The 24912-nt window shown below is 67.0% G+C and carries 24 protein-coding genes; 13 read left to right on the plus strand and 11 right to left on the minus strand.

What is annotated here, in order from left to right; genetic code table 11:
* Positions 1-196 precede the first annotated feature (196 nt).
* The 6 genes from ACNH6H_RS15245 to ACNH6H_RS15270 all read left to right on the plus strand — a co-directional run bounded on the left by ACNH6H_RS15245 (position 197) and on the right by ACNH6H_RS15270 (position 4103).
* Positions 197-430 (plus strand): hypothetical protein, encoded by a 234-nt coding sequence (locus tag ACNH6H_RS15245; RefSeq protein ID WP_418318829.1) that lies wholly within the window; start codon positions 197-199, stop codon positions 428-430.
* A 64-nt stretch (positions 431-494) separates the two neighbouring features.
* Positions 495-1283 carry a hypothetical protein gene (locus ACNH6H_RS15250; RefSeq protein ID WP_418318830.1) on the plus strand — a complete coding sequence of 263 codons (789 nt, stop codon included), beginning with the start codon at positions 495-497 and terminating at the stop codon, positions 1281-1283.
* 267 nt (positions 1284-1550) lie between these two features.
* Positions 1551-2201, plus strand: a complete 651-nt coding sequence (locus tag ACNH6H_RS15255) for a L,D-transpeptidase (protein ID WP_418318831.1) — start codon at positions 1551-1553, stop codon at positions 2199-2201.
* A gap of 30 nt (positions 2202-2231) precedes the next feature.
* Positions 2232-2936 carry an aspartate/glutamate racemase family protein gene (locus ACNH6H_RS15260; protein ID WP_418318833.1) on the plus strand — a complete coding sequence of 235 codons (705 nt, stop codon included), beginning with the start codon at positions 2232-2234 and terminating at the stop codon, positions 2934-2936.
* Positions 2933-3799 (plus strand): DUF2272 domain-containing protein, encoded by an 867-nt coding sequence (locus ACNH6H_RS15265; protein WP_418318834.1) that lies wholly within the window; start codon positions 2933-2935, stop codon positions 3797-3799. The genes ACNH6H_RS15260 and ACNH6H_RS15265 overlap by 4 nt, the downstream gene beginning before the upstream one ends.
* A gap of 100 nt (positions 3800-3899) precedes the next feature.
* Positions 3900-4103: a DUF2061 domain-containing protein gene (locus ACNH6H_RS15270; RefSeq protein ID WP_418318835.1), complete on the plus strand. Its 204-nt coding sequence runs from the start codon at positions 3900-3902 to the stop codon at positions 4101-4103.
* Positions 4104-4218: 115 nt separating this feature from the next.
* Here the strand turns inward: ACNH6H_RS15270 and ACNH6H_RS15275 are convergent, their stop codons facing one another.
* The 8 genes from ACNH6H_RS15275 to ACNH6H_RS15310 all read right to left on the minus strand — a co-directional run bounded on the left by ACNH6H_RS15275 (position 4219) and on the right by ACNH6H_RS15310 (position 13272).
* A complete protein-coding gene (locus ACNH6H_RS15275) occupies positions 4219-4869 on the minus strand; it encodes a 3-oxoacid CoA-transferase subunit B (protein ID WP_418318836.1) in 651 nt (216 codons plus the stop codon).
* Between the two features lie 48 nt (positions 4870-4917).
* Positions 4918-5619, minus strand: a complete 702-nt coding sequence (locus tag ACNH6H_RS15280) for a 3-oxoacid CoA-transferase subunit A (RefSeq protein WP_418321340.1) — start codon at positions 5617-5619, stop codon at positions 4918-4920.
* 222 nt (positions 5620-5841) lie between these two features.
* A complete protein-coding gene (locus tag ACNH6H_RS15285) occupies positions 5842-7017 on the minus strand; it encodes a BMP family ABC transporter substrate-binding protein (protein ID WP_418318837.1) in 1176 nt (391 codons plus the stop codon).
* 170 nt (positions 7018-7187) lie between these two features.
* Entirely contained in the window at positions 7188-8108 is a 921-nt protein-coding gene (locus ACNH6H_RS15290; protein ID WP_418318839.1) for an ABC transporter permease, read from the minus strand.
* On the minus strand, positions 8108-9223 hold the full coding sequence (locus ACNH6H_RS15295) for an ABC transporter permease (RefSeq protein WP_418318840.1): 1116 nt from the start codon (positions 9221-9223) through the stop codon (positions 8108-8110). Before ACNH6H_RS15295 ends, ACNH6H_RS15290 begins: the two co-directional genes overlap by 1 nt.
* A complete protein-coding gene (locus ACNH6H_RS15300) occupies positions 9216-10811 on the minus strand; it encodes an ABC transporter ATP-binding protein (RefSeq protein WP_418318841.1) in 1596 nt (531 codons plus the stop codon). The genes ACNH6H_RS15295 and ACNH6H_RS15300 overlap by 8 nt, the downstream gene beginning before the upstream one ends.
* A gap of 81 nt (positions 10812-10892) precedes the next feature.
* A complete protein-coding gene (gene guaD / locus ACNH6H_RS15305) occupies positions 10893-12257 on the minus strand; it encodes a guanine deaminase (RefSeq protein ID WP_418318842.1) in 1365 nt (454 codons plus the stop codon).
* A 13-nt stretch (positions 12258-12270) separates the two neighbouring features.
* A complete protein-coding gene (locus tag ACNH6H_RS15310) occupies positions 12271-13272 on the minus strand; it encodes a LysR family transcriptional regulator (protein WP_418318843.1) in 1002 nt (333 codons plus the stop codon).
* A gap of 92 nt (positions 13273-13364) precedes the next feature.
* Here ACNH6H_RS15310 and xdhA point away from each other — a divergent pair, with 92 nt between their 5' ends.
* The 5 genes from xdhA (at position 13365) to ACNH6H_RS15335 (ending at position 19343) form a co-directional block, all read left to right on the plus strand.
* Positions 13365-14954 carry a xanthine dehydrogenase small subunit gene (gene xdhA, locus ACNH6H_RS15315; protein ID WP_418318844.1) on the plus strand — a complete coding sequence of 530 codons (1590 nt, stop codon included), beginning with the start codon at positions 13365-13367 and terminating at the stop codon, positions 14952-14954.
* Positions 14955-14982: 28 nt separating this feature from the next.
* The gene (gene xdhB, locus ACNH6H_RS15320; protein ID WP_418318845.1) at positions 14983-17442 is read left to right on the plus strand and encodes a xanthine dehydrogenase molybdopterin binding subunit; all 2460 of its coding nucleotides are present in this window, start codon (positions 14983-14985) and stop codon (positions 17440-17442) included.
* 25 nt (positions 17443-17467) lie between these two features.
* Positions 17468-18280 (plus strand): xanthine dehydrogenase accessory protein XdhC, encoded by an 813-nt coding sequence (xdhC, locus tag ACNH6H_RS15325; protein WP_418318847.1) that lies wholly within the window; start codon positions 17468-17470, stop codon positions 18278-18280.
* Positions 18281-18416: 136 nt separating this feature from the next.
* A complete protein-coding gene (locus tag ACNH6H_RS15330) occupies positions 18417-18908 on the plus strand; it encodes a hypothetical protein (RefSeq protein ID WP_418318848.1) in 492 nt (163 codons plus the stop codon).
* 114 nt (positions 18909-19022) lie between these two features.
* Positions 19023-19343 carry a 2Fe-2S iron-sulfur cluster-binding protein gene (locus ACNH6H_RS15335; protein ID WP_418318849.1) on the plus strand — a complete coding sequence of 107 codons (321 nt, stop codon included), beginning with the start codon at positions 19023-19025 and terminating at the stop codon, positions 19341-19343.
* 6 nt (positions 19344-19349) lie between these two features.
* Here ACNH6H_RS15335 and ACNH6H_RS15340 read toward each other — a convergent pair whose 3' ends face one another.
* The gene (locus tag ACNH6H_RS15340; RefSeq protein ID WP_418318851.1) at positions 19350-19841 is read right to left on the minus strand and encodes a hypothetical protein; all 492 of its coding nucleotides are present in this window, start codon (positions 19839-19841) and stop codon (positions 19350-19352) included.
* 174 nt (positions 19842-20015) lie between these two features.
* On the opposite strand from ACNH6H_RS15340, the gene ACNH6H_RS15345 reads away from it, so the two are divergent.
* Positions 20016-20894, plus strand: coding sequence for a DMT family transporter (locus ACNH6H_RS15345; protein ID WP_418318852.1), 879 nt, complete (start codon positions 20016-20018; stop codon positions 20892-20894).
* 64 nt (positions 20895-20958) lie between these two features.
* Positions 20959-22296, plus strand: a complete 1338-nt coding sequence (locus ACNH6H_RS15350; protein ID WP_418318853.1) for a tetratricopeptide repeat protein — start codon at positions 20959-20961, stop codon at positions 22294-22296.
* Between the two features lie 22 nt (positions 22297-22318).
* Here ACNH6H_RS15350 and ACNH6H_RS15355 read toward each other — a convergent pair whose 3' ends face one another.
* Both ACNH6H_RS15355 and ACNH6H_RS15360 read right to left on the minus strand, forming a co-directional pair.
* Positions 22319-22900 (minus strand): NADPH-dependent FMN reductase, encoded by a 582-nt coding sequence (locus ACNH6H_RS15355; RefSeq protein WP_418318855.1) that lies wholly within the window; start codon positions 22898-22900, stop codon positions 22319-22321.
* Positions 22901-23054: 154 nt separating this feature from the next.
* Positions 23055-24911 (minus strand): GspE/PulE family protein, encoded by a 1857-nt coding sequence (locus ACNH6H_RS15360; RefSeq protein ID WP_418321342.1) that lies wholly within the window; start codon positions 24909-24911, stop codon positions 23055-23057.
* Between the last annotated feature and the right edge of the window lies 1 nt (position 24912).

The raw sequence follows: 24912 nt of genomic DNA on the forward strand, positions 1-24912 counted from the left end.
CCCGCTCGGTTGCTCGCCACGGCCGCGGCAATGCGCACGCGCAATCGTTAACCGAATGTTGCTGACGCACCTGGCGTCCGACAGCAAACGCCGCACTCCGCCGACACCTGCCGATCGGGCTGCTGGCTAGATTCCATCCGTTGGCTATGCCAATCAAACCACCGACACGATCCGTGTCTCAACCAGGAGAATTGCCATGAACGTTTCCAAGAGCCTGGCCTCGGCAGTTGCCGCAATGGCCGTTGTGGGCAGCATCGGCTTCGCCTATGCGCAGACTTCAACTGATTCGGGCCCGAGCCCCAGCCCGATGCAGTCGATGGACCAGACCAACCGCTCGCTGTCGACGCCGAGCGACACCCCAATGCCGTCTTCGGGCACCGACAACTCGACGTTGTCGAACGAACTGGCGCCTCAAGCCGACCGCGGCTGATCGTGCGTCCCGTCGCCGCGGCGCCTGCCGCGGCGCATGAACATCTGTACGAGGTCGACAACCGATGCCCCGTGATGCCGCCGAGACTCGCCGCGAAATCGCCGCCGGGCTGAAACGCGGTGCGCTGATCGGCCTCGTGATTTCAGCGCTGGCGCTGCCGACCATCCATCTCGCGCGCACCCACGCATCTGCCAAACCGGCTGCGTCAGTCGCTGCGGCATCTGAACCCGCGACGCGCGGCGTGCCCCGCTTTGCCGATTTCGGCGATGTCGATCCGCCCGCCGACGTGCGGCGTATCGCCGACTGGGCGACCGATTCGCGTGACAACGGCAAACTCGACTTTGTCGTGCTCGACAAACGCGAAGCCCATGTCTATGTGTTCGACCCTGATGGCCGGCTGCGCGCCCATACACCGGTGCTGCTCGGCGCAGCGGCCGGTGACGATACCGTGGAGGGTGTCGGCCAGAAACCGCTGCACCAGGTCCGCCCGGAGGAACGCACAACACCGGCCGGCCGATTCATCGGTGAATCGGGTCGCAATGCCGACGGCGAGGATGTGTTCTGGGTCGATTACGCTGCCGCAGTCTCGATGCACCGGGTCCGCCAGATCGAGCCGTCGGAGCGGCGCCTCGAGCGCCTTGCCTCGCCGACACCGGCCGACAACCGCATTTCCTACGGTTGCATCAACATGCCGACCGATTTCTACGACACCGTGATGGTCCCGACCTTCCGCGGCAAACGCGGCATGGTCTACGTGCTGCCCGAGGTGCGCAGCTTCGACGAAGTCTTTCCGGCGACCTACGATGTCGCAGCGCGTTATCGCAGTTCGCTGCTCCATGCATCGGCCCGCTGAAAAGCCCTGGCCAACTCGTTTTTCCGTATAGGCGCTCACGCCGTCCCCCTGTAGGATATTTCTGTCACGTCGGCACTGTCGTGCCTGGCCTGGCAGTCGTTCCGGAGCCGTTCTGCCGTGCTCTCGGTGGGATGAACCCGGTAACGAGGGCGGGGTGTGGTGGTGTTGTGTCGCTGGAAACGTGTGTGCGGTGTTTTGGGATCGGTGCTGGCCATCTGGACGGGATTGCCCGCCTGTGCTGCTGAAACCCGATCCGCCACCGTCACGATGGTGGCTGTCGCCGCCCCGCTGCGGGCTGTCGATGGGCATGCTGCCGCCGGCTCCGATGAAAACAGGCTGTTCGCCGCCGACGCATCCGCCGATGTGCGTTATCTGCACCGCTGGATCGGGCAGCGCAACGACAGCGGCGGTCGGCCGTTTGCGATCGTCGACAAGAAACAGGCTCGCATGCACATCTTCGACGAGCGGCAGGCGCTGGTCGGCAGCAGCGTCGTGCTCACCGGTGCAACGCCCGGAGACGAGTCGGTTCCGGGCGTCGGCCAGCGCGCGCAGACCGGGCAGATCGCGGCCAACGAGCGCACGACGCCGGCCGGCCGTTTCGCGTCGCAACCCGGCCGCAACCTGAAAGGCGAGGACATCGTCTGGTTCGATTACGACGCCGCACTGGCGATCCACCGGCTGCGCCCGGACGCGTCGTACGCGTCGCGCTCGAAGCGGCTGGCCAGCGCGACGCCGGACGACAACCGCGCGTCGCTGGGTTGCGTCGTCGTTCCGGTCGAGTTTTATCAACAGGTGGTGCAGCGCTGGCTCGGCGCGCGCCGTGGTGTCGTCTATGTGCTGCCCGAGCGGCGTCCGGTCCAGGCCTTGTGGCCGCACGATGCACCGGCTATCGCCGGCCTCAGCGATGAAGACGCGTAGGCGCCCGACTCCGCTGTCGGTGCGCCGACGATGAAGACGATCGGCCTGCTCGGCGGCATGAGCTGGGAGTCGACCGTTCCGTACTACCGGATCGTCAACCAGGTCGTCAACGAGCGGCTCGGCGGCCTGCACTCGGCCCGCGTCGTGTTGTACAGCGTCGATTTCCACGACATCGAGCTGATGCAGCGCAATGCCGACTGGAACGGCGCGGGCCGCCAACTTGCAACGGCGGCGCGCTCGCTGGAAGGCGCCGGCGCCGAGTTGCTGGTGTTGTGCACGAATACGATGCACAAGGTCGCCGATGTGATCGAGGCAGCGGTGACGATCCCGCTGCTGCACATTGCCGACCCGACCGCCGATGCGGTGAAAGCCGCCGGTTGCTCGACCGTCGGCCTGCTCGGCACGCGTTTCACGATGGAGCAGGGTTTCTACAAGCAGCGGCTGGTCGACCGGCACCGCCTGCAGGTGCTGGTGCCCGATGAGCCGGACCGCGCGATCGTGCACCGCGTGATCTACGAGGAGCTCTGCCTTGGCCGCATCGACGCCGCGTCGCGGGCGGAATTCCGTCGCATCATCGCTGCGCTGGTCGAGCGCGGCGCAACGGCGGTGATCCTCGGCTGTACCGAGATCTCGCTGCTGGTCGGCGAACAGGATTCGCCGGTTCCCGTCTTCGACACGACGGCGCTGCACGCACGCAGCGCCGCCGAACGGGCGCTGGGCAGCCGGGTCGGGTGAACGGGACGTCCGATTCGCCGCTGCGTGTCGCCGCACTGCTGCTGGCCGTCTTGCTGGCCGCCTGCGCCCCGCTGCCGCAGGCGCCGCCGAAGGTTCCGGTTCCACCGACCACCGTGCCGCCGACCCGGATCGAGCGGCTGGTCGAATTGCTCGAGCAGGAATGGGTGCGCTGGGGCCGCGGTGTCGTCGTCACACCGCCCGGCGATACGGCTTGCCTGATCCACCCGGACGGCTACTGCGATCCGATCGCCGATGGTTGCGGCCAGGAAAAAACCGCTGCCTTGTGCCCGGTCGTCAATGAATACTGGGCGGCGATCAGCTACCGGCAGATCCGCCATGATTGCCGGCGCACCGATGTCTGCGAGGTCCAGTGGCCCGAATCGGAAGCGGAGCCGCCGCAACGTACGCCGCCATGGTCGGCCGCCTTCGTCAGCGCAATGATGCAGCGGGCCGGCTTCAGCAGCCGCGAATTCCGGCCTGCACCGGCGCATGCCGACTATGTCGTCGCCGCGCGCGACGGCACGATGTCGGCTTATGCCGTCGTGCCGACGCCGGCGCGCGCGGCGCCCGGCGACCTGATCTGCGCGGTGCGCGGGCGCTCGGCGCTGACGCCGGCCGACATCGCGCTGATCACCGACGGCGCCTTTGCAACGCCGATGCATTGCGACATCGTCGTCAAGGTCGATCTCGCGGCGCGCCGCCTCGAGGCGATCGGCGGCAATGTCCAGCAGACGGTTGCCCGAAGCATCGTCGCGCTCGATTCCGACGGCCGGGTCTCATTCGACATCGACCCGCAGCGGCCCTGGCTGCTGGTGCTGAAGGCCAGAAGGGCCGCAGCGCCGCAAGCCGCCGACGCGCGCTGATTTGCGCATCGGCTATCGCCGCGATCGGCAGATCCGATTGCCGCAACGGTTATTCTGAGGCACACTACAAACAAGAATCATTCTCATTCATGAGTGCCAGATGACCAAGTCAGCAGTGTTCGGCGTGATGCATGTCTGCATCGCCTTCACGGTCGGCTATGCGCTGACCGGCAGCTTCGCGATCGCCGGTGCGATCACCGTGGTCGAGCCGATCGCCAATACCGTCGCGCACTATTTCTTCGACCGCTGGTGGGACCGCCGGCGCGACGGCGCCGCTTCGACTGCGGCGGTGGCCACCGCCTGAGGGGGCTGACCGGCGCATCGATCCGCCCGGAATCGAGGCGGTCGGAGATGGAAACGCCGGGTCGACGGCTGGGCAGACGCCGGCAGCGGCGTTGCAAGAAAATCGATGGCTTGGATCAAGCCGCGGCGGCGGCGATCGGCAGCCCGACCAGGCGTTCCAGTTCGGCCCGTTCGAGGCCTGGAACAATGTCGATCAACTGCAGGCCCTGCGGCGTGCAGGCCAGAGTCGCCAGATCGGAATAGACCCGCTTGACGCAATTGATGCCGGTCAGCGGATAGCTGCAGCGCTCGACCAGTTTGCTCGCGCCCTGCTTGGTCAGCAGATCCATCATCACCCAGGTCTGCTTCGCGCCGACGGCGAGGTCCATTGCACCGCCGACCGCGGGTATCGCGCCCGGCTCACCGGTGCTCCAGTTGGCGAGGTCGCCGGTCGCCGAAACCTGGAAGGCGCCGAGCACGCAGATGTCGAGATGGCCGCCGCGCATCATCGCGAAGCTGTCGGCATGGTGGAAGAAGGCGCCGCCGGCGAGCAGCGTGACCGGCTGCTTGCCGGCATTTATCAGGTCGTAATCCTCGCTGCCGGCGGCCGGTGCAGGGCCCATGCCGAGGATGCCGTTTTCGCTGTGCAGGATGACCTCGCGGCCGTGCGGAATGTGATTGGCAACCAGGGTCGGCTGACCGATGCCGAGGTTGACATAGGCGCCGTCCGGAATGTCCTGCGCGACGCGGCGCGCCAGTTCGTCCTTGCTTCTGCGCTGATGACTCACGGGTATTCCTGCTGCAATTGACGTGATGTGCGAATGGCTCGACGGCACTCAGGCCGCGGCCTTGAAACCGCCGGCGCGGGTCGCGGTGCGTTCGATCCGGACGATCCGCCCGACATGGATGCCCGGCGTGACGATTGCTTCCGGATCGAGCGTGCCGAGTTCGACGATGTCGTGCACCGTCGCGATCGCCAGCCTGGCCGCGGTCGCCATCACCGGGCCGAAATTGCGCGCGGCCATCCGGTAGGTCAGGTTGCCCCAGCGGTCGCCGCGCTCGGCCTTGATCAGCGCGACATCGCCGTGGATCGGATATTCGAGCACGTAGTGGCGGCCGTTGATCTCGCGCGTCTCGCGGCCGGCGGCGAGTTCGGTGCCATACCCGGTCGGGCAGAAAAATGCGCCGATGCCGGCGCCGGCGGCGCGCAGCCGCTCGGCGAGGTTGCCCTGCGGCACCAGTTCGAGCTCCAGCTTGCCGCTGCGGTACAGCCCGTCGAAGACATGGCTGTCGGCCTGGCGCGGAAAGCTGCAGATGATCTTGCGCACCCGGCCCGTCTTCAGCAGTGCGGCGAGACCCGTCTCGCCATTGCCGGCATTGTTGTTGACGATGGTCAGCTCGCGCGCGCCCTGCTCGATCAGACCGTCGATCAGTTCGTTCGGGATGCCGGCCGTGCCGAAGCCGCCGATCAGCACGGTCGAGCCATCCTTGACATCGGCCAAGGCCGCGGCAACCGAGTCTGCAATCTTGTTGACCATGTCGTCGAGTGAATCGGGAAATTGAAAAAGCCCTGTCTCCAGCAGCGCGGCGCTCGAGATCGGGCCGTCCTCGAGTTCCTGTTCGACCAGGCGCCAGTCCTGCTTGCCGGTGCATCGTACCGCGTCGGTGCAGCCGGGTTGGCAGTCGGCGTTGCGCCAGTTGGCGGCGGCCAAAGAAAAGGGCCCCGCAGGGCCCCGTTCACGTTGACGGACTGGCCGCGCTCAGCCGCCCGGCACCTTGCCCTCGACACCCTTGACGTAGAACTTGATGCCGCCGAGGAACTTGTCGTCGGCGACTTCGCCGTCCTTCAGCACCGGCTTGCCGTCCTGGCCCATCAGCGGGCCTTTCCAGATCTGGAAGCTGCCGTCCTTCAGGCCGGCCTTGACCTTCTCGACCTTCTCCTTCAGATCGGCCGGAACCTTGTCGCTGATCGAGACGATGTCGATTGCGCCTTCCTTCACGCCCCACCACGACGAGGTGCCGCCGGTCCAGGTGCCGTCGAGTGCGTCCTTGGTCGCCTTGATGTAGTACGGCCCCCAGTTGATGATCGCCGACGCGAGGTGGGCCTCGGGTGCATAGGCCGTCATGTCGCTGTCCCAGCCGAAGGCGAACTTGTTGGCCTTGGCGGCGGTCTGCAGCACCGCGCTCGAATCGGTATTCTGGAACAGCACGTCGGCGCCGCCGTTCAGCAGCGATTGCGCGGCCTCGGTTTCCTTCGGCGGGTTGAACCACTCGTTGACCCAGACGACCTTGGTCTTGATCTTCGGATTGACCGACTGCGCGCCGAGCGTGAAGCTGTTGATATTGCGGATCACTTCCGGGATCGGGATCGATCCGACGACGCCGAGCGTATTGGTCTTCGTCATGCCGCCGGCGATCACGCCGGCCATGTAGGCACCCTCGTAGGTGCGGCTGTCGTAGGTGCGCATGTTCTCGGCCGTCTTGTAGCCGGTGGCATGCTCGAACTTGACGTCTTTCGGTGCGTCGGCGGCGGCCTTCAGCATCGGTTCCATATAACCAAAGGTGGTGCCGAAGATCAGCTTGTTGCCCTGGCCGATCATGTCGCGGAAGACGCGCTCGGCGTCGGCCGCCTCGGGCACTTTCTCGACATAGCTGGTGACGACCTTGTCGCCGAATTCGGCCTCGACCGCCTTGCGGCCGTTGTCGTGCGCGAAGGTCCAGCCGCCATCGCCGACCGGGCCGACGTAGGCAAACGCGATCTTCAGCGGTTCTGCCTTCGGCGGTGCGGCCGATGCGGCCGGTTCCGGTGCGGTCGCCGGCGCGGCGGCGACCGGGGCCGCCTCTTCCTTCTTGCTGCAGCCGACCAGCACTGCGGTGGCGGCCAGCGTGGACCACGCGACCGACTTCAACAGGTTTCGCTTCGAGATCTGTGTCATGGGTTCTCCGTAAGAGGACAGGTTCAACTGGTGAGTCTTGTGGGAGGGGCTTCAGCCCCGATTCGGAACTGGTGGCGACCGAATGAATCGCGGCTGAAGCCGCTCCCACGGGTCGACGCAAGACTGTATCAGCGCCATCGGATCGCCGGTCGTGCGCGCTGTCGAGATGTTCAACTTCCAGGGAAGAACGGTTTGCCAAGGGAGGCCGGCATGTTGACGCGGATCCAGGCAGCATTGCGCGAGATCAGCACCAGCACGACGATGGTCGCGATGTAGGGCATCGCGGTCAGCAGCTGGCTCGGCACATTGACGCCTTCGCCCTGCAGATGGAATTGCAACATCGTGACGCCGCCGAACAGATAGGCGCCGAGCAGGATGCGTGCCGGCCGCCAGGTCGCGAAGGTGGTCAGCGCCAGTGCGATCCAGCCCTTGCCGGCGATCATGCCCTCGACCCACAGAGGCGTATAAACCACCGAGATATAGGCGCCGGACAGCCCGCACATCGCACCGCCGACCATCACCGCGATCATCCGGATGCGGCGCACCGGATAACCGAGCGAGTGCGCCGATTCCGGCGATTCACCGACCGCACGCAGGATCAGCCCGGCGCGGGACCGGTACAGGAACCACGCCAGCGCAATCGTCAACGCGACCGCGATATAGACCATCGGATGCTGGCGGAACAGTGCCGGCCCGAAAAACGGGATGTCGGCGAGATAGGGAATCGCGAACTGCGCGCGTTCGCCGAGTTTTTCCTGCACATAGGGCTGGCCGATGAAGGCCGAGAAGCCGACGCCGAACAGGCTCAGCGCAAGACCGGTCGCGACCTGGTTGGTATTCAGGTAGATCGCGAGGATGCCGAACAGCGCGGCGAGCAATGCGCCGGCGACGGCGCCGGCACCGAATGCCACCCAGTCGCTGCCGGTGTGCACCGCGGTTGCGAAGCCGAGCACCGCGGCAACCAGCATCATGCCTTCGGCGCCGAGGTTGACGATGCCGGAACGCTCGTTGATCAGCAGGCCGAGCGCCGCCAGCGCGAGCACGGTGCCGGAATTGAAGGTCGCGGCAAGCAGGAGTGCAATCGAGTCCATCAGGCTTGTCCTTCAACAGGTGAGGGGGCGGTCGCCGGGCGCGCGGCGGTCGGCGAGGCGGCCGTTTTCCAGCGCAGGCGGTAGGCGATCAGCGTGTCGCAGGCCAGCAGCGTGAACAGCAGCAGGCCCTGGAAGACGCCGGTCAGCGATTTCGGCAGACCGAGCCGCGACTGCGCGAGTTCGCCGCCGATGTAGAACATGCTCATCAGCACCGCCGAGAAGACGATGCCGACCGGGTGCAGCCGGCCGACGAAGGCGACGATGATCGCCGCGAAGCCGTAGCCGGCTGGCACATGCGGCGTCAGCTGGCCGAGCGGACCGGCGACCTCGAGCGCACCGGCCAGGCCGGCCATGCCGCCGGAGCCGAGCATCGCCGTCCACAACGCGCGGCGCGACGAAAAACCCGCATACCGCGCGGCCGCCGGCGCGAGGCCACCGACCTGCAGCTGGAAGCCGGCATAGATGCGGAACAGGAACAGCCAGAATACGCCGACCATCAGCAGCGCGATCAGCAGGCCGATGTTGACGCGCATGCCGGTGAACAGCCGCGGGATCTTCGTCGGATCGGCAAAGGTGATGGTTTGCGGAAAGTTGTAGCCCTGCGGATCCTTCCACGGCCCGTAGACCAGGTAGCTGAGCAGCATGCCGGCGACATAGACCAGCATCAGGCTGACCAGGATCTCGTTGGCATTGGCGCGGTCCTTCAGGAAGGCGACGATCGATGCCCAGAACATGCCGCCGAGCACGCCGGCAAACAGGATCGCGACGACGATCCAGCGGCCGGTCTCCTTGTCGGCCAGCATCGCGATGCCGCCAGCGGCGATCGCGCCGACGATGAACTGGCCCTCGGCGCCGATGTTCCAGACATTGGAGCGGAAACACATCGCCAGGCCGAGCGCGATCAGCAGCAGCGGCGTCGCCTTCATCGCCAGTTCGCCGAGCGCATACCAGCTCTTGACCGGCTCGACGAAGAAGACTTCCAGGCCGCGCAGCGGATCCTTGCCGAGCATGATGAACAGGCCGGTGCCGATCAGCACGGTGATCGCCAGCGCCAGCAGCGGCGACAGCACCGACATCGCCTTCGACGGCTCCGGCCGCATTTCAAGCTTAAGCATGGCGGGCCTCCTTGTCTTGCTGAACCGCGCCCCTCACCCCAGCCCTCTCCCCGGTGGGGGGTGAACCGTCTCCCTCCCCCCCTGGGGGAGGGCCGTCGCCATCCCAAAGCCCCGACATCCAGATGCCGATCTGCTCGACCGTGGCCTTGCTCGTCGGAATGCTCGGCGAGACCTTGCCCTGCGCGATCACGATCAGCCGGTCGCAGATCTCGAACAGTTCGTCGAGCTCCTCGCTGACCACCAGCAGCGCGCAGCCGGCGTCGCGCAGTTTCAGCAGTTCGCCGCGGATCAGCGCCGCGGCGCCGACATCGACGCCCCAGGTCGGCTGCGAGACGATCAGCAGTTTCGGGTCGGCATCGATCTCGCGGCCGACCAGAAATTTCTGCAGGTTGCCGCCGGACAGGCTTTTTGCCGCCGCGCCGGGCCCGCCGGCCTTCACGTTGAAGCGCTCGATCAGATGCCGGGCCAATAGATCAACCCGGCCGCTGGCGATCCAGCCGGACTTGCCGACCGCTTCGGTGCGCGTCAGCAGCGTATTGGCGGCCAGCGACAGCGTCGGCACCGCGCCACGGCCGAGCCGCTCCTCCGGCACGAAGTTGAGCCCGGCCTCGCGTCGCCGGCGCGGCGGATGGTGGCCGATCGGTTGACCGAACAGCTTGATCGACGCCGGCTCGGCGCGCGTATCCTCGCCGGACAGCGCGGCCATCAGCTCCTGCTGGCCGTTGCCGGAGACGCCGGCCACGCCGACGATCTCGCCGGCACGGACGTCGAAACTGATGTCCTTCAGGCTCATGCCGAAGTGGTCCTGCTTCGGCAGGCTCAGCGCCTGCACGGCAAACACCACCTCGCCGGCCTTGACGTCCTTGTGCTGCAGCGGCGGCGGTTCGGCGCCGATCATCAGCCGCGACAGGCTGGCGTTGTTTTCCTCGCGCGGGTCGCATTCGCCGGTCACCTTGCCGCCGCGCAGCACCGTGCAGTTGTGGCACAGCTCGCGGATCTCGTCGAGCTTGTGGCTGATATAGAGGATGCTGCAGCCCTCCTGCGCCAGCTGACGCAGCGTCAGGAACAGCGTCTGCACCGCCTGTGGCGTCAGTACCGAGGTCGGCTCGTCGAGGATCAGCAGCTTCGGGCTCGTCATCAGCGCGCGCACGATCTCGACGCGTTGCCGTTCGCCGACGGACAGCGTGTGGACCGGCCGCAGCGGGTCGACGTCGAGGCCGTATTCGCGCGAGACGGTCTTGATGCGGCTGGCGATCTCCGGCAGCGACAGGCTCTTGTCGAGGCCGAGCCAGACATTCTCGGCAGCGGTCAGCGTATCGAACAGGCTGAAATGCTGGAACACCATGCTGATGCCGAGCGCGCGCGCCTCCTGCGGGTTGCGGATGTCGACCGCTTCGCCATTCCAGCGGATCTCGCCTTCGTCGGGCCGCACCGCGCCGTAGATCATCTTCATCATCGTCGACTTGCCGGCGCCGTTTTCGCCGAGCACGGCGTGGATCTCGCCCGGCTTGACGCGCAGGTTGACGCGGTCGTTCGCCTTCACGGCGGGGTAGGTCTTGCTGATGTCGATCAGTTCAAGTCGCAGCATCTCGTCTCCTCTTGCTCCTGCGTCCGGCGGGGGCGGGCTGTTGCGCCTGCCTTCTCCGCGATTGTTGCCTCCGCCGATGCGCTAGGCAGCGGCCGCCGCCGGCATCGGCGGCGGGGTGCTGTGCCGCCCGGCCACATAACAGGCGGCCAGGTTGCGTTCGTCTCCGAGTGTGGTCCATGCAAAGACCCGCTCATGCAAGCTGCGGGCCACCGACAGCCGCCGTTCGGCAACCGGACCGACCGCCAGCTCCCAGGCGCAGATGTCGGCCAGCCGGCCCGGCGCCAGGCTGCCGATCTCGTCGGAAAGGCCAAGCGCCTGCGCGGCGCCGAGCGTGGCCGCATGCAGGCCCTTCCAGGCGGTCAGCCGCTCGCCTTGCATCGCCTGCACCTTGTAGGCATCGCCGAGCATGCGCAGCATCGACAGGCTGGTGCCGCCGCCGACATCGGTGGCGACGCTGACCGCGCCGCCGGCCGCCTCGGTCGCGCGCCAGTCGAACAGGCCGCTGCCGAGAAACAGGTTCGACGACGGGCTGTGGGCGATCTGCGCACCGCTGTCGCGCAGCGCCGCGCGGTCGTTGGCGTCGAGCCAGATGCCGTGCGCGAGCACGCTGCGCGGGTGCAGCAGGCCGGCGCGGGCGTAGACATCGAGGTAGCTGCGCGCCTCCGGGAACAGCTCGGCAACCCATTTGACCTCGGCGCGGTTTTCCGCGACATGGGTCTGCATGTACAGGCTGGGGTCGGCCGCGCACAGGCTGCCGGCCATCGCCAGCTGTCTTGGCGTGCTGGTTGGCGCAAAACGCACCGTCACCGCATAGGCCAGCCGGTGCTTGCCGTGCCAGCGCTCGATCAACTCGATGCAGTCGCGTTCGGCCTGTTCGACATCGTCGCGCAGGCCGTCCGGCGCATGGCGGTCCATCAGCACCTTGCCGGCGATCATCCGCATGCCGCGCTGCGCGGCGGCGGCAAACAGCGCATCGGCGCTGGTCTTGTGGACGGTCGGAAATACCACCGCGCTGGTGGTGCCGGAAGCAAGCAGCGAATCGCAGAACAGCGCTGCGCCGATCCGTGCGACCTCGGCGTCGGCATAACGGCCTTCGGCCGGGAAGGTGTAGGTCTCGAGCCAGTCGAGCAGTTCGCTGCCGTAACTCGCGATCACGTCGAGCTGCGGGCTGTGCACATGGGTATCGATGAAGCCCGGCATCAGCAGCCGGCCGCGGTGGTCATGCGCCGGCGCGGCCTGCCATTCGGCCGGCAGCGGTTCGGAGGCCGGCTGGATCGCGGCGATGCGCTCGCCCTCGATCAGCAGCCAGTGATCGGGGCGGAAACGCACTGCGCTGCTGTCGACCTCGCCCCAGCGGGGTGTCGCGGTGAAATCGAGCAGGTCGCCGCGCAGCGCGAGGCGTTGCGGCAGCGCGGCGGGGGACGAGTTTGCAGACAGTTCGGACATCGAAGGGTGGTGATCAATGGGCCGGCGCAGCCGGGCCGCCATCGCTGGCGGCGGCGAACAGGCTGCGTTCGGACAGGTTGCGCGCCGCATCGCGGACCTGCTCGCGCAGCCAGCGCATCGCCGCCGAGACATGGCTGCGTTCGTGCCACAGCTGGTAATAGGTCAATGGCGGAAATTCGACCGGGCAACGCACGATCCGTACCGGCAGCACGTCGGCATAACGCGAGCAGAACAGCCGACCGGTCGTCAGCACCAGCAGGCTGCGCGCGACCATCAGCGGGATCAGCCCGAAATGTGCGCTGCGCACCATGATGTTGCGGCGCAGCTCCAGGCTGCCGAGATGTTCGTCGATCACGCCGCGGGCACCCGGGTGGGTCGGCGTCGGCGCGACATGTTCACTGGCCAGATAACGCTCGACCGTCCATTTGCGCGAATCGGCAAGCCGGACGATCGGATGGTCGGCGGCGACCAGGCAGACCACCTCGTCGCTCATCAGCCGGCCGAGGTGCAGCTCGCCCGGCGGCGCCAGCCAGTTGCCGATCACCAGGTCGACTTCGCCGGTGGCCAGGCTGTTGCGGTAGTCGAAATCGCCGCTCAGCGGCAACAGCTCGAGCCGCACCTGCGGCGCCTGCTGCTTGACCTGGCTGACCAGCGCCGGCAAAAACAGCGGATCGAGGTAATCGCTGGCGGCGATGCGGAAGGTCAGTTCGCTGGCCAGCGGCTCGAAGCCGCTGCTGCGGATGCGCGGGCTGAACAGCAGGTCGGCGCGCTGCAGCAGTTCGGCCGCCGGGCCCGCCAATTGCAAGGCTCTTGCGGTCGGCGCCATCGCATTGCCAGCGCGCACCAGCAAGGGGTCGCCGGTCAGCGCGCGCAGCCGCTTCAGTTGCGCGCTGACGGCGGGCTGGCTGCTGTTCAGTGCCAATGCGGCCCTGGAGACGCTGCGTTCGGTGATCAAGGTGTGCAATACCCGTATCAGATGAAGCTCGATCTTGTCGAATTCAGGGCACTGCGTCATACGCTGTCCGTTATAAGCAATATCGACACCAATGTATGTCAGCGGCCTCGCGCCGGTTTAGCCTGTTGCTCAGGGATTGCACTCATCCGACCATGACGACCCAGACCATCCGCTTCTACCACCGTGGCGAGCTCGTCGCCATCGACGATGTCGCGCCGACGCGCACCGTGCTCGACTGGCTGCGCGAAGATGCCCGCTGCACCGGCACCAAGGAGGGCTGCAACGAAGGCGATTGCGGCGCCTGCACGGTGCTGATCGGCGAATTGCCCGATCCGGCTGCGCTGGCGTCGGCGTCGACGGTGCGCGGACTGAACCTGTACAGCGTCAATGCCTGCATCCAGTTTCTGCCGACGCTGCATGGCAAGGCCTTGTTCACCGTCGAGGACCTGCAGACCATCGCCGCAGCCAGTTCTGCCGCGATGGCCCAGGCCGATCCGAATGTCGTGCGGCTGCACCCGGTGCAGCAGGCGATGGTCGATTGCCACGCCTCGCAGTGCGGTTTCTGCACGCCGGGCTTCGTGATGTCGCTGTTCGGCAGCTATGAGCAGCATCGACAGTGCGGCAGCCGGCCGACCCGCCAGCAACTCGCCGATGAGTTGTCGGGCAACCTGTGCCGCTGCACCGGCTACCGGCCGATCCTCGACGCCGGCCAGCGCATGTTTGACCTGCCGCCGGTCAGCTTCGATACCAAGCCGGTGATCGACGCGTTGCGCACGCTCGCCGACGCCGGCGGTTTGCACTACCAGCCGGCCGCTGCGCGTGCGCCAACCGGCGCGGTGTTCCTTTCGCCGCGCACGCTCGACGAACTGGCCGCGCTGCGAGAGGAAAAACCGCAGGCGACGCTGCTTGCCGGATCGACCGACATCGGCCTGTGGGTCAACAAGCTGTTCCGGCCGATCGATGAACTGATCTATCTCGGCGACGTCGCCGAACTGAAGCGCATCGCGGATGTCGACGGCGCGCTGCGCATCGGCGCCGGCGCATCGCTGGAAGCGGCCTGGCAGGCGCTGGCCGCGCGCTTCCCGACGCTGACCGATGTCTGGTTGCGTTTTGCATCGCCGCCGATCCGCCATGCCGGCACGATGGGCGGCAATGTCGCGAATGGCTCGCCGATCGGCGACAGCGCGCCGGTGCTGATGGCGCTCGGCGCCCGCCTGCTGCTGCGCCGCGGGCGGACGCAGCGCAGCATGCCGCTCGATGCCTTCTACCTCGACTACATGAAAAATGCGCTGGCGCCGGGCGAGTTTGTCGAGGCGATCGAGGTGCCGGCCGAGACGCTCGCCGCCGGCGACGCCCAGCTGCGCGCCTACAAGATCAGCAAACGTTTCGATTGCGACATCTCGGCGGTTTGCGCCGGTTTCTGGCTGCGGCTGGACGGCGACCGGGTTGCCGAAATCCGCCTCGCATTCGGCGGCATGGCCGCCACCGTGAAGCGGGCGGCAGCCACCGAGGCCGCGCTGCTCGGCAAGCCGTGGACACAGGCCAGCGTCGAAGCCGCGCAAGCCGAACTGGCGAACGACTTCCAGCCGTTGACCGACATGCGTGCCAGCGCCGACTATCGCAGCGAGGTGGTGCGCAACCTGCTGCAGCGTTTCTGGCTCGAGACGCGGGCCGAGGCACCGCTCGGCGAAACACAGACCAGCGTCTGGAGCGTGATGCCGCACCAGCCGCTGCCAGTCTGAGCCCCTGCACGATGACGAAGGAATTCCGATGAACAAGCCGATCGATCCCGCGCTGCTCGAACCCGCGATCGCCTTTGCCGATTACCAGCGCAATGCCGAGCTGCGCATCGACCTCGATGCCGAACAGCGGCTGCAGCAGACCGGCGGCCGGGTCGGCGTCAGCCGGCCGCATGAATCGGCGCACCTGCATGTGGCCGGGCAGGCGCCGTATATCGACGACATACCGGAGCTGGCCGGCACGCTGCACTGCGCACTCGGCCTGTCGCCGGTCGCGCACGGCCGGCTGACCGGACTGACACTCGATGCGGTGCGGGCGATGCCCGGCGTCGTGCTGGTGCTGACCGCGGCCGACATTCCGGGCCCGAACGACTGCGGCTCGATCGTCCACGACGACCCGATCCTCGCCGACGGCGAGCTGCGCTACCGCGGCCAGCCGGTTTTTGCGGTGATCGCAAAAACCCGCGATGCCGCGCGCCGCGCCGCCGCGCTGGCGAAGGAAGCGATCGGGTTCGAGCCGTTGCCGGCGCTGCTGACCGCGCGCGAGGCCCATGCGCAAGCCCAGTATGTGCTGCCGCCGATGCACCTGATCCGCAGCGCCAGCGCCGGCAATGTCGAACGCGAGCAGCGCGCCCAAGCGGTGCGCAAGGCGATCGCCGCTGCACCGCGCAAGCTGCAGGGCACGCTCGAGGTCGGTGGCCAGGAGCAGTTCTACCTCGAAGGCCAGATCAGTTATGCGATTCCGCGCGAGGACCGCGGCATGCTGGTGCACTGCTCGACGCAGCATCCGAGCGAGATGCAGCACCTGGTCGCCAATGCGCTGCAGCTCGACGCGAACCGGGTGCAGGTCGAATGCCGGCGCATGGGCGGCGGGTTTGGTGGCAAGGAATCGCAGTCGGCGCCGTTCGCCTGCATCGCAGCGGTGGCCGCGGCGCGGCTGCAGCGGCCGGTCAAGCTGCGGGTGGATCGGGACGACGACTTCCTGATCACCGGCCGCCGCCACTGCTTCAGCTACAACTACGACGTCGGCTACGACGACGACGGCCGCGTGCTGGCTTGCGAAATCGACCTGATCTCGCGCGCCGGCCATTCGGCCGACCTGTCGGCACCGGTGATGACGCGCGCGCTGTGCCATTTCGACAATGCCTACTGGCTGCCCGAAGTGGCGATGCACGGCTACTGCGCAAAGACCAATACGCAGAGCAATACCGCCTTCCGCGGCTTCGGCGGGCCACAGGGTGCGATCGCGATCGAGAATATCCTCGACAGCATCGCGCGAACGCTCGGCCGCGACCCGCTGGAGGTGCGAAAGGCCAATTTCTATGGCCGCGACAAGCCGCAGACGCCGTATCTGCAGACCGTCGAAGACAACATCATCCACGAGCTGACCGCGACACTCGAAGCGTCGAGCGGCTACCAGGCACGGCGCCAGGCGATTGCCGACTACAACGCGGCGAGCCCGGTGCTGAAGCGCGGCATCGCGCTGACGCCGGTGAAATTCGGCATCTCGTTCAACGTCAAGCATTTCAACCAGGCCGGTGCGCTGGTCCATGTCTACAACGACGGTTCGATCCTGGTCAATCACGGCGGCACCGAGATGGGGCAGGGGCTCAATACCAAGGTTGCGCAGGTCGTCGCGCACGAGCTCGGCGTCGACTACGAGCGGGTGCGCGTCACTGCGACCGATACCCAGAAGGTTGCCAATACCTCGGCGACCGCGGCATCGACCGGCAGCGACCTGAACGGCAAGGCGGCGCAGGATGCGGCGCGGCAGATCCGCGAGCGGCTGGCCGCCTGTGCAGCCGCGCGCCATGGCGGTGCGCCCGACGCGGTGCGTTTCGCCAACGACAAGGTCGAGGTCAACGGCCGCACGCTCGGCTTCGATACCGTCGTCGCCGAGGCCTATATCGACCGCGTGCAGTTGTGGTCGGATGGGTTTTATGCAACACCGGGGCTGAGCTGGGACCGCGAGGCGCTGCAGGGCCGGCCGTTTTTCTATTTCGCCTATGGTGCGGCGGTCAGCGAGGTCGTCGTCGACAGCCTCAGCGGCGAATGGAAGCTGCTGCGCGCCGACCTGCTGCACGATGTCGGCCGCTCGCTGAATCCGGCCGTCGACATCGGCCAGATCGAGGGCGCCTTCATCCAGGGCATGGGCTGGCTGACGACCGAGGAACTGGTCTGGCAGCCGATGGACGGCTCGCGCAACGCCGGCCTGCTGATGACGCATGCGCCGAGCACCTACAAGATCCCGACCGCCAACGACTGTCCGCCGGTCTTCAATGTCACGTTGTACGAAGGCGACAACGTCGAGGACAGCATCCACCGCAGCAAGGCGGTCGGCGAGCCGCCGCTGCTGCTGCCGTTTTCGGTCTTCTTCGCGATCCGCGATGCGGTGTCGGCAGTCGGCGGCCACCGGGTCGACCCGCCGCTGAGCGCGCCGGCTACCAGCGAAGCGATCCTGCGCGCGATCCGGGCGGTGCAGCAGCGGTGACGGAGCGCGGTCGCCGCAGGCAACGATGGACGCGCTGAAGGCGACGGCGGCCCGCTGGCTCGAGTCGGGCATCGCCTCGGTTGTCGTCGAAGTCGCCGACGCGCGCGGATCGGCGCCGCGTGATGCCGGCACGCGGATGCTGGTCGGCCCGGAAGAACTGGCCGGCACGATCGGCGGCGGCCACCTCGAGCTGAAGGCGATCGAGCACGCGCGGCAGATGCTTACTGGCGGCGATCGGCAGCCGCAAACAGTCGACTATCCGCTCGGGCCGGCGCTCGGCCAGTGCTGTGGTGGTGCGGTGAGCCTGTCGTTTGCGCCGCTGGCGAGTGAGCACCTGACCGCTTGGCCGGATCCGCCGCCGCTGTTCCACCTGCAGCTGTACGGCGCCGGCCATGTCGGCCGCGCGATCGTGCAGGCGCTGGCGCCGCTGCCGGTCGTCATCGAATGGATCGATGAACGCGAAGCGGAATTTGCACGTTTCGCCGCGCCGATCGCCGGTGCCGCCGATATCCGCGCGGTCTGTGTCGACGCGGTCGAAGCCGAGGTGAAGCTCGCGCCGGCCGGTGCCTACTATCTGGTGCTGACCCATGAGCACGACCTCGATCTGCGCATCACCGAGGCGATCCTGCGCCGCGGCGACTTCGGCTTTCTCGGGCTGATCGGATCGAAGACCAAGCGGCAGCGCTTTTTCCATCGCTTCGAGCAGCGCGGCATCGACGCCGGGGCAATCGCCCGCATCACCTGCCCGATCGGCATACCGGGCATCGCCGGCAAACAACCCGAGGTGATCGCGGTGGCAGTCGCCGCCCAACTGCTGCAGCAGTGCGGCAACCATTGAAACCGGCGCCGCCAAGGCATGCGGGCGCCGCGTCAGCCAGTTCCGACAGGCCACTTCGCAGCAGTCCGATGGGATCGACGCACGATGCGGCCGACGATGGGTGTTCAGGATCATCCATCACGAACAGGAGACACCGATGAACAGAAACAGCCTGATCGCCATCGCCGCCAGCGCCATGCTGGCCACCCCAGCATTCGCCGAGACCGTGATCGCCGTGCAGCCGATCGGAACGGTGCAGATCGCCGCCCACCACGGCGCCAAGTCGGGCCACAGCATGCAGGCCACGGGCGCGCCGGAGATCAAGGTCCAGCAGAGCAGCAGCGGCACCGCCTACATCGCAGGAGGCGCGAGCGTCGATGTGCGTGAAGCGATGGAAAAACGCCGCAGCGAGTTTCCGCTGTCGGTCTCGGTCAGTGCATGCAGCGGTCAATACCTGGTCGCCGATCGCCTGAGTCTGTCGGGACCGAATGGCGAATTCCTGTCGGTCACCGACGCCGGCCCGCTGGTGATGACGAAGCCGCCGGCTTCTGGCCAGATCACTGCCGAGGCAACCTGGAAAGGCCAGACGCAACGCAAGAGCTTCAGCGCCAATACCAAGGACACCGTGAACATCTGCTTCAAGGCCTGACGAGGGTTTTGCGAGCCTCGCCGCCGGGCGGCAGCGGGGCGAGCCTGTCTGCCGCCCCAGGACACGACAGCACTGGCGGACAATGCAGTCAATCTGTTGCTGCCGTGTTGTCCGATGCCCGATATCTCATTCATCACACCCGCCGGCGATGTCGTCGGCTTCGAGGCGCCTGAAGGCGTCAGCCTGATGCGGGCGGCGACCGGTTTTGGCATCGACGGCATCATTGCCGAATGTGGCGGCCAGGCGCGTTGCGCAACCTGTCATGTGATCGTCGACGAGGCCTGGGTCGACCGGCTTGCACCGCCGTCGGACGAGGAAAACGAGATGCTCGAGTTCACCGCGGTGCCGCGGCAGCCGTGCAGCCGCCTGTCATGCCAGATCAGGCTGACCGCCGAATTGCAGGGGCTCGTCGTGCAGTTGCCGGAGCTCCAATGACGCGCGTCAGCCGCGGCTGGCAAATCGCATGTTGATCTGCTGCGGCTTCTTGCCGAGGTTTACCTGCTGGCGTTTGGTCTGTCCCTGGTAGGTCACTTCCAGCGTGTAACGGCCGGCCGGCGCGTCGATCAGCACCCACGGGCCGAGCTTGCCGGCATTCATCAGCTCGCCCTTCGACGACGATTTGAGCATCACGGTGTCGGCGACGATATATTCGCCACTGCCGGCGCTGAGCACCAGCTTGAACGGAAACTGCGAACGTTGCGCCTGCAGTTCCGCCCGTTCGCTTTCACCTGCGCCGCCGCTGACGAAGCGCACACCGTCGCTGCCCTGCTGCACCTGCATGTTCGCTTGCGGCGGCCCGGCAGGCTGGCCGGCGGCAATCGACGCCAGGGTTTCCGCGGACAACGTGGTTTGAGCCTTGGCCTGCGACACGCTCAACAGACCGGCTGCTGCAACCATCGCCAAGCTGAACAGCATCTTGTGCAATCGGGTCATGTTGCGTCCTCGTAACAACCGTATAACCATGCTGTTCAAGTGCAGATCGGCTGTCAACCCCATTCCGACTGTTGTGCTGTCGGAAAAAGCCGACACCTGCTGAACGGAGGATGATCCGGGCCGCCTTTTTTCGCGTCGACAATGCGGGCCCCGTCCCAACCGGCAACTTTCTCGATGGCTCGATCCGACAACCTGCGCAGCATCTTCGCGATGCTGCTCGCGGTGGCATTCTTTTCGCTGATGGATACCGCGATGAAGCTGCTGGTGATGCGCTACCCGGCGCTGCAGGTGACCGCATTGCGCGGCTTGTCGTCGCTGCCGCTGGTGCTCGCCTACGTGGCCTGGCGGGGTGCCGGCCGGTCGCTGTGGCGGGTCCGCTGGCCGCTGCACCTGGCACGCGGGCTGCTGTCGATCGTGATGTTGGCAATGTTTGCCTTCGCGCTGCAGAGCCTGCCGCTGGCCGAGGCCTATACGCTGTTTTTCATCGCGCCGCTGCTGATCACGCTGTTGTCGATACCGGTGCTGAAGGAGAAGGTGGCCGGCGCGCACTGGTTTGCGATCGTCGCCGGCTTTGTCGGCGTCGTCGTCGCGCTGCGCCCGGCCAGCGCCAGTTTTCTGTCGATCGGCGCACTGGCGGTGCTGGGTGCGGCGAGCTGCTATGCCGTCAATGCGGTGCTTGGCCGTCTGCTGACGCGCACCGATTCCAGCGTCAGTCTGGTGTTCTGGACCACGCTGTCGCTGGCGGTCGGCGCCGGGCTGCTGGCGCTGCCGGGTTGGCGACCGGTGCTCGGTGACGACCTGCCGCTGATCCTCGGCCTCGCGGTGACCGGTTTTGCCGGACAGGTGGCGATCACCGAAGCCTTTCGGCATGGTCAGGCATCGGTGGTTGCGCCGTTCGAATACACCGCGCTGGCCTGGGGCGTCGGCATCGACTGGGTGCTTTGGGCCAGCCTGCCGAAGGCGCAGACGCTGCTCGGCGCCGCGATCATCGTCGCCAGCGGCATCTATCTGATCCGAAACGAACGCGTGAAAGTAGCCGTGCTGCCACCGTGAACGCGACCCGGCAGCCGGCAGCATCGGTTAGCCTGTGGGCCTGTTACACGCGAGGAGGCTGCGCATGAGCAACGACACGCCGGACGACGACCCGGTCAGCGATGCCGATGTCCGCGAGGCGCTGGAAAAGGCGGTGCAGATGCAGCGCCGTGGCCAGCTTGCAAAGGCCGAGGAGGTTTATGCCGCCGTGCTGACGCTGCGGCCGGAAGAACCGAATGCGCTGAATTTTCTCGGCATCCTGCGCCACCAGCAGGGCAAGCAGGACGAGGCGCTGCACTATCTCGGCAGGGCGATCCAGCAGCAGCCGGCGAATCCCGGACCGTGGCTGAATCTGTCCAATGTGCTGCTCGAGGCCGGTGAATATACCGAGGCGGTGGCCGCGATGCGTCGGGTGGTCGAGCTGAAGCCCGATTCGGCGGGTGTCTACAACAACCTCGCGATCCTGCACATGCGGCTCGGTCACCTCAAAGAAGCCGAAAAATGTCTGGCGGCGGCGCTCGAGCGCGATCCGAATCCGGGTTTCCTGCACGCCAACCTCGGCAACCTCTATTACCGGACCGGTCGCTACAAGGAGTCGATCGAGCACAGCCTGCGCTCGCTCGGTGGAGACCGCAAGAATGATTCGGCGCGCTGGATCCTGACGCTGTCGCTGCTGGCGCATGGCGAACGCGACCGCGCGATCCTGAATCTGCGCGACTGGATCGAAGACGAGCCGGACAATCCGCGGCCGCGACACCATCTGACCGCACTCGGCGTCGGCGAGGTGCCGCAGCGCGCATCGGACGCCTATGTGAAGGACATGTTCGACAGCTTCGCAACGTCGTTCGACCAGAAACTCGAAAAACTGGGTTACCGCGCACCGCAACTGGTCTGCGATGCATTGCTCGCGCTCGGCGATCGCTTGCGCACGGGTGGCTGCATCCTCGATGCCGGTTGCGGCACCGGGCTGTGCGGCCCGCTGCTGCGGCCTCTCGCCGAGCGGCTCGAAGGTGTCGACCTGTCCGAGCCGATGCTGGCGCGCGCGACCGGACGCAACTGCTACGACGCACTGCACGCGGCCGAGCTGACCGCATTCATCGACGCTGCGCCGGATCGCTTCGACAACATCGCAAGCGCCGATACGCTGGTCTATTTCGGCGATCTCGGTCCGGTGATGGCGGCGGCGCGCCGCGCGCTGAAACCCGGCGGCGCGCTGGCGGCCAGTGTCGAGGCGCTGCCCGACGACCATCCCGACCGCCACCTGCTGCAGGTCAATGGCCGTTATGCCCATTCACAGGCCTATCTGCGCGAGGTCGCCGAGCAGCATGGCCTCGAGATGATTTCGCTGCAGCCGGAGATCCTGCGCAAGGAGCTTGGCGACGACGTGCACGGCTGGGTCTTCGTCGCGATACGGCCGGCCTGAAGGCCGACCGGTTCACGTGGCCTCAGGCCGCAGCGGCCAGCGTCAGCCGGCTGAACCAGGCGACTTCGGCGCCGACGGTCTCGCAGGCCTGCACCGCCGCCGGGTCGACGCCGTGGCCTTCGCGGTTGCCGAACGGCCGCGACGACGACAGCAGCGTCGCGCCATACGGCGTCGGCCAGCCGCGCAGCGCATGGACCACCGCGCGCAGCGAAATCAGCGTCGTGCCCATCGCCTGCGCGCCGTCGGCACAGACGATCAGGCCGACCGCACGACCTTCGAAATACGGCGCCGGGTCTTCGCGCGTGTCCTCGACGAAATCGATCGCGTTCTTGACCAGCCCGGAAATCCCACCGTGGTACGACGGCGTCGCGATGATCACGCCGCTGGCGCGGCGCACCGCGGCGACCAGCGCGAGCGCTTCGTCGCTGCGCTCGGGGCGACTCGGGTCATAGGATTCGAGCGGCATCGCGCCGGCGCCGAAGGCCTCGACATCGCAGCCGAGGCTTTGTGCGTGGGCCAGTGCCGCGCCGAGCGCGCGTTCGGTCGTCGACCCGGCCCGGGTGGTGCCGCCGATACCGACGATGAACGGCCGCTTGTTCTTCATGTCAACTTTCTGGAGCTGATGCTGCCTCGCCGCCGATGACGCTCCGTGACTCAACGCGGTGGCGGGCGCGTGATGCGCCGCTATCGGTCGAGTGTAAGAGAGGCCTGCTGATCGTCAGGCCGGCGGCGGCTTCGACCGCAGCGCCGGCGCGGATTCATTCGAGTGTCGGCGTCGTCCGCAGCACTTCCTCGACGGTTGTCAGCCCCTCGGCGACCTTCATGATGCCGGCCAGCCGCAGCGGCCGCATGCCGTCCTGGATCGCCTGCTTGCGCAGCCGGGCGAAATCGGGCTGCGGATGGATTGCCGCGCGTGCGGCCTCGTTGACGGCCAGCAGTTCGTAGAGCCCGGCGCGGCCGCGGTAGCCGGTCATCCGGCAGTCGAGACAGCCGATCGCCTTGTGCGGCCGCACGCCGCCGTTCAGCGTCCACGGCGCAATCAGTTCGTGCAGGCTTTCGCGTGTCGTCGACGGATCGGGTTTCTTGCAGCTCGGGCACAAGGTGCGCACCAGCCGCTGCGCGAGCACGCCGATCACGGTGGCCGAGATCATGTATGGCGGCACGCCGAGGTCGAGCAGCCGGGTGATCGCCTGCGCCGAATCGTTGGTGTGCAGCGTGCTGAAGACGAGGTGGCCGGTCAAAGCGGCCTGGATCGCCATCTCGGCGGTCGGCAGGTCGCGGATCTCGCCGACCATGATGATGTCCGGATCCTGCCGCATCAGCGCACGCAGCCCCTCGGCAAAACCGAGGTCGATCGCCGGCTGCACCTGCGTCTGGTTGAACGCCGGCTGGATCATCTCGATCGGATCCTCGACGGTGCAGACATTGACCTCGTCGGTGGCCAGGCGGCGCAGCGTCGCATACAGCGTCGTCGTCTTGCCGGAGCCGGTCGGCCCGGTGACGAGGATGATGCCGTGCGGCTGCGCGACCAGATCATCCCAGCGCTTGCCGTCATGGCTGCCGAAGCCGAGCGCCTCGAGCGGCTTGACGGTGGTGTCGGGATCGAAGATGCGCATCACCATCTTCTCGCCGAAGGCGGTCGGCAGCGTCGACAACCGCATCTCGACTTCCTCGCCGGACGGGTTGCGCGTCTTGATGCGGCCGTCGAGCGGGCGGCGCCGCTCGATCACGTCCATCCGGCCGAGCAGCTTGATGCGCGCGATCATCGCGTTCATCACGCCTTGCGGCAGCTGGTAGACGGTGTGCATCACGCCGTCGATGCGAAAGCGGATTGCACTGAGATCGCGCCGCGGCTCGAGGTGGATGTCGCTGGCGCGCTGGTCGAAGGCGTATTGCCACAACCAGTCGACCACCTGCACGACGCCCTGGTCATCGGCTTCGAGCTGCTTGGTCGTGCGGCCGAGCTCGACCAGCTGCTCGAAACTCGCCGCGGTGGCGTTTTCGCCGCTCTTGATCGCCGCCCGTACCGAGCGCGACAGCGTATAGAACTCGGTCGTGAATTTCTGGATCTCCGGCGGGCTGGCGACCACCAGCCGCACCGTCTTGTGGGTATGGGCCTCGATTTCCGGAATCCACTCGACATCGAAGGGTTCGCAGGTGGCGATCGTGATCTCGCGCAGGCTGACCTGGATCGGCAGCGCGCGCCGCCGCTCGGCATAACTGATCGACATCACCTCGGCAACGCGGCCGACATCGACCTTCAGCGGATCGATCTTCAGATAGGGCAGGCCGCTGCGTTCGGCCAGCCAGGCGGTCAGCGCCTCGATGTCGAGTGGGCGGCTGCTGCCGGCGCGCATCAGGCCGGCGTTGCCCAGCCGCACCAGCGGATGCTGCGCGCTGTCGCCGGCGGCAAACCGCTTGGCGGTGCGCATCGCATCGTCGGCACTCAATACGCCGTCGTGGCGCAGCCACTTCAGCAACACGCGCCAGTCGAGCGGACCGCGGTATTGCGGTGGCGCGCCTGCCGTTGCCGGGCCGGCCGTTGCCGGTGGATCAGCCGCCTCGGCGCCCGGCAGATCGCCAGGAATGGTGGCCGCCGTTTCGCGTTTCGGCATC

Source organism: Pseudideonella sakaiensis (genome assembly GCF_048320135.1).
Classification (GTDB): domain Bacteria; phylum Pseudomonadota; class Gammaproteobacteria; order Burkholderiales; family Burkholderiaceae_C; genus Ideonella_A; species Ideonella_A sakaiensis_A.

Excerpts from the sequence above, each read along its gene's own strand:
- ACNH6H_RS15295 (WP_418318840.1), bottom strand. The coding sequence starts at position 9,223 with ATGCTTAAGCTTGAAATGCGGCCGGAGCCGTCGAAGGCGATGTCGGTG.
- xdhC (WP_418318847.1), top strand. The coding sequence starts at position 17,468 with ATGGACGCGCTGAAGGCGACGGCGGCCCGCTGGCTCGAGTCGGGCATC.
- ACNH6H_RS15360 (WP_418321342.1), bottom strand. The coding sequence starts at position 24,911 with ATGCCGAAACGCGAAACGGCGGCCACCATTCCTGGCGATCTGCCGGGC.
- guaD (WP_418318842.1), bottom strand. The coding sequence starts at position 12,257 with ATGTCCGAACTGTCTGCAAACTCGTCCCCCGCCGCGCTGCCGCAACGC.
- ACNH6H_RS15245 (WP_418318829.1), top strand. The coding sequence starts at position 197 with ATGAACGTTTCCAAGAGCCTGGCCTCGGCAGTTGCCGCAATGGCCGTT.
- ACNH6H_RS15285 (WP_418318837.1), bottom strand. The coding sequence starts at position 7,017 with ATGACACAGATCTCGAAGCGAAACCTGTTGAAGTCGGTCGCGTGGTCC.
- ACNH6H_RS15350 (WP_418318853.1), top strand. The coding sequence starts at position 20,959 with ATGAGCAACGACACGCCGGACGACGACCCGGTCAGCGATGCCGATGTC.
- ACNH6H_RS15345 (WP_418318852.1), top strand. The coding sequence starts at position 20,016 with ATGGCTCGATCCGACAACCTGCGCAGCATCTTCGCGATGCTGCTCGCG.
- ACNH6H_RS15355 (WP_418318855.1), bottom strand. The coding sequence starts at position 22,900 with ATGAAGAACAAGCGGCCGTTCATCGTCGGTATCGGCGGCACCACCCGG.
- ACNH6H_RS15330 (WP_418318848.1), top strand. The coding sequence starts at position 18,417 with ATGAACAGAAACAGCCTGATCGCCATCGCCGCCAGCGCCATGCTGGCC.
- ACNH6H_RS15290 (WP_418318839.1), bottom strand. The coding sequence starts at position 8,108 with ATGGACTCGATTGCACTCCTGCTTGCCGCGACCTTCAATTCCGGCACC.
- ACNH6H_RS15310 (WP_418318843.1), bottom strand. The coding sequence starts at position 13,272 with ATGACGCAGTGCCCTGAATTCGACAAGATCGAGCTTCATCTGATACGG.
- ACNH6H_RS15270 (WP_418318835.1), top strand. The coding sequence starts at position 3,900 with ATGACCAAGTCAGCAGTGTTCGGCGTGATGCATGTCTGCATCGCCTTC.
- ACNH6H_RS15250 (WP_418318830.1), top strand. The coding sequence starts at position 495 with ATGCCCCGTGATGCCGCCGAGACTCGCCGCGAAATCGCCGCCGGGCTG.
- xdhB (WP_418318845.1), top strand. The coding sequence starts at position 14,983 with ATGAACAAGCCGATCGATCCCGCGCTGCTCGAACCCGCGATCGCCTTT.
- ACNH6H_RS15260 (WP_418318833.1), top strand. The coding sequence starts at position 2,232 with ATGAAGACGATCGGCCTGCTCGGCGGCATGAGCTGGGAGTCGACCGTT.
- ACNH6H_RS15280 (WP_418321340.1), bottom strand. The coding sequence starts at position 5,619 with ATGGTCAACAAGATTGCAGACTCGGTTGCCGCGGCCTTGGCCGATGTC.
- ACNH6H_RS15335 (WP_418318849.1), top strand. The coding sequence starts at position 19,023 with ATGCCCGATATCTCATTCATCACACCCGCCGGCGATGTCGTCGGCTTC.
- xdhA (WP_418318844.1), top strand. The coding sequence starts at position 13,365 with ATGACGACCCAGACCATCCGCTTCTACCACCGTGGCGAGCTCGTCGCC.
- ACNH6H_RS15340 (WP_418318851.1), bottom strand. The coding sequence starts at position 19,841 with ATGACCCGATTGCACAAGATGCTGTTCAGCTTGGCGATGGTTGCAGCA.
- ACNH6H_RS15300 (WP_418318841.1), bottom strand. The coding sequence starts at position 10,811 with ATGCTGCGACTTGAACTGATCGACATCAGCAAGACCTACCCCGCCGTG.
- ACNH6H_RS15255 (WP_418318831.1), top strand. The coding sequence starts at position 1,551 with ATGGTGGCTGTCGCCGCCCCGCTGCGGGCTGTCGATGGGCATGCTGCC.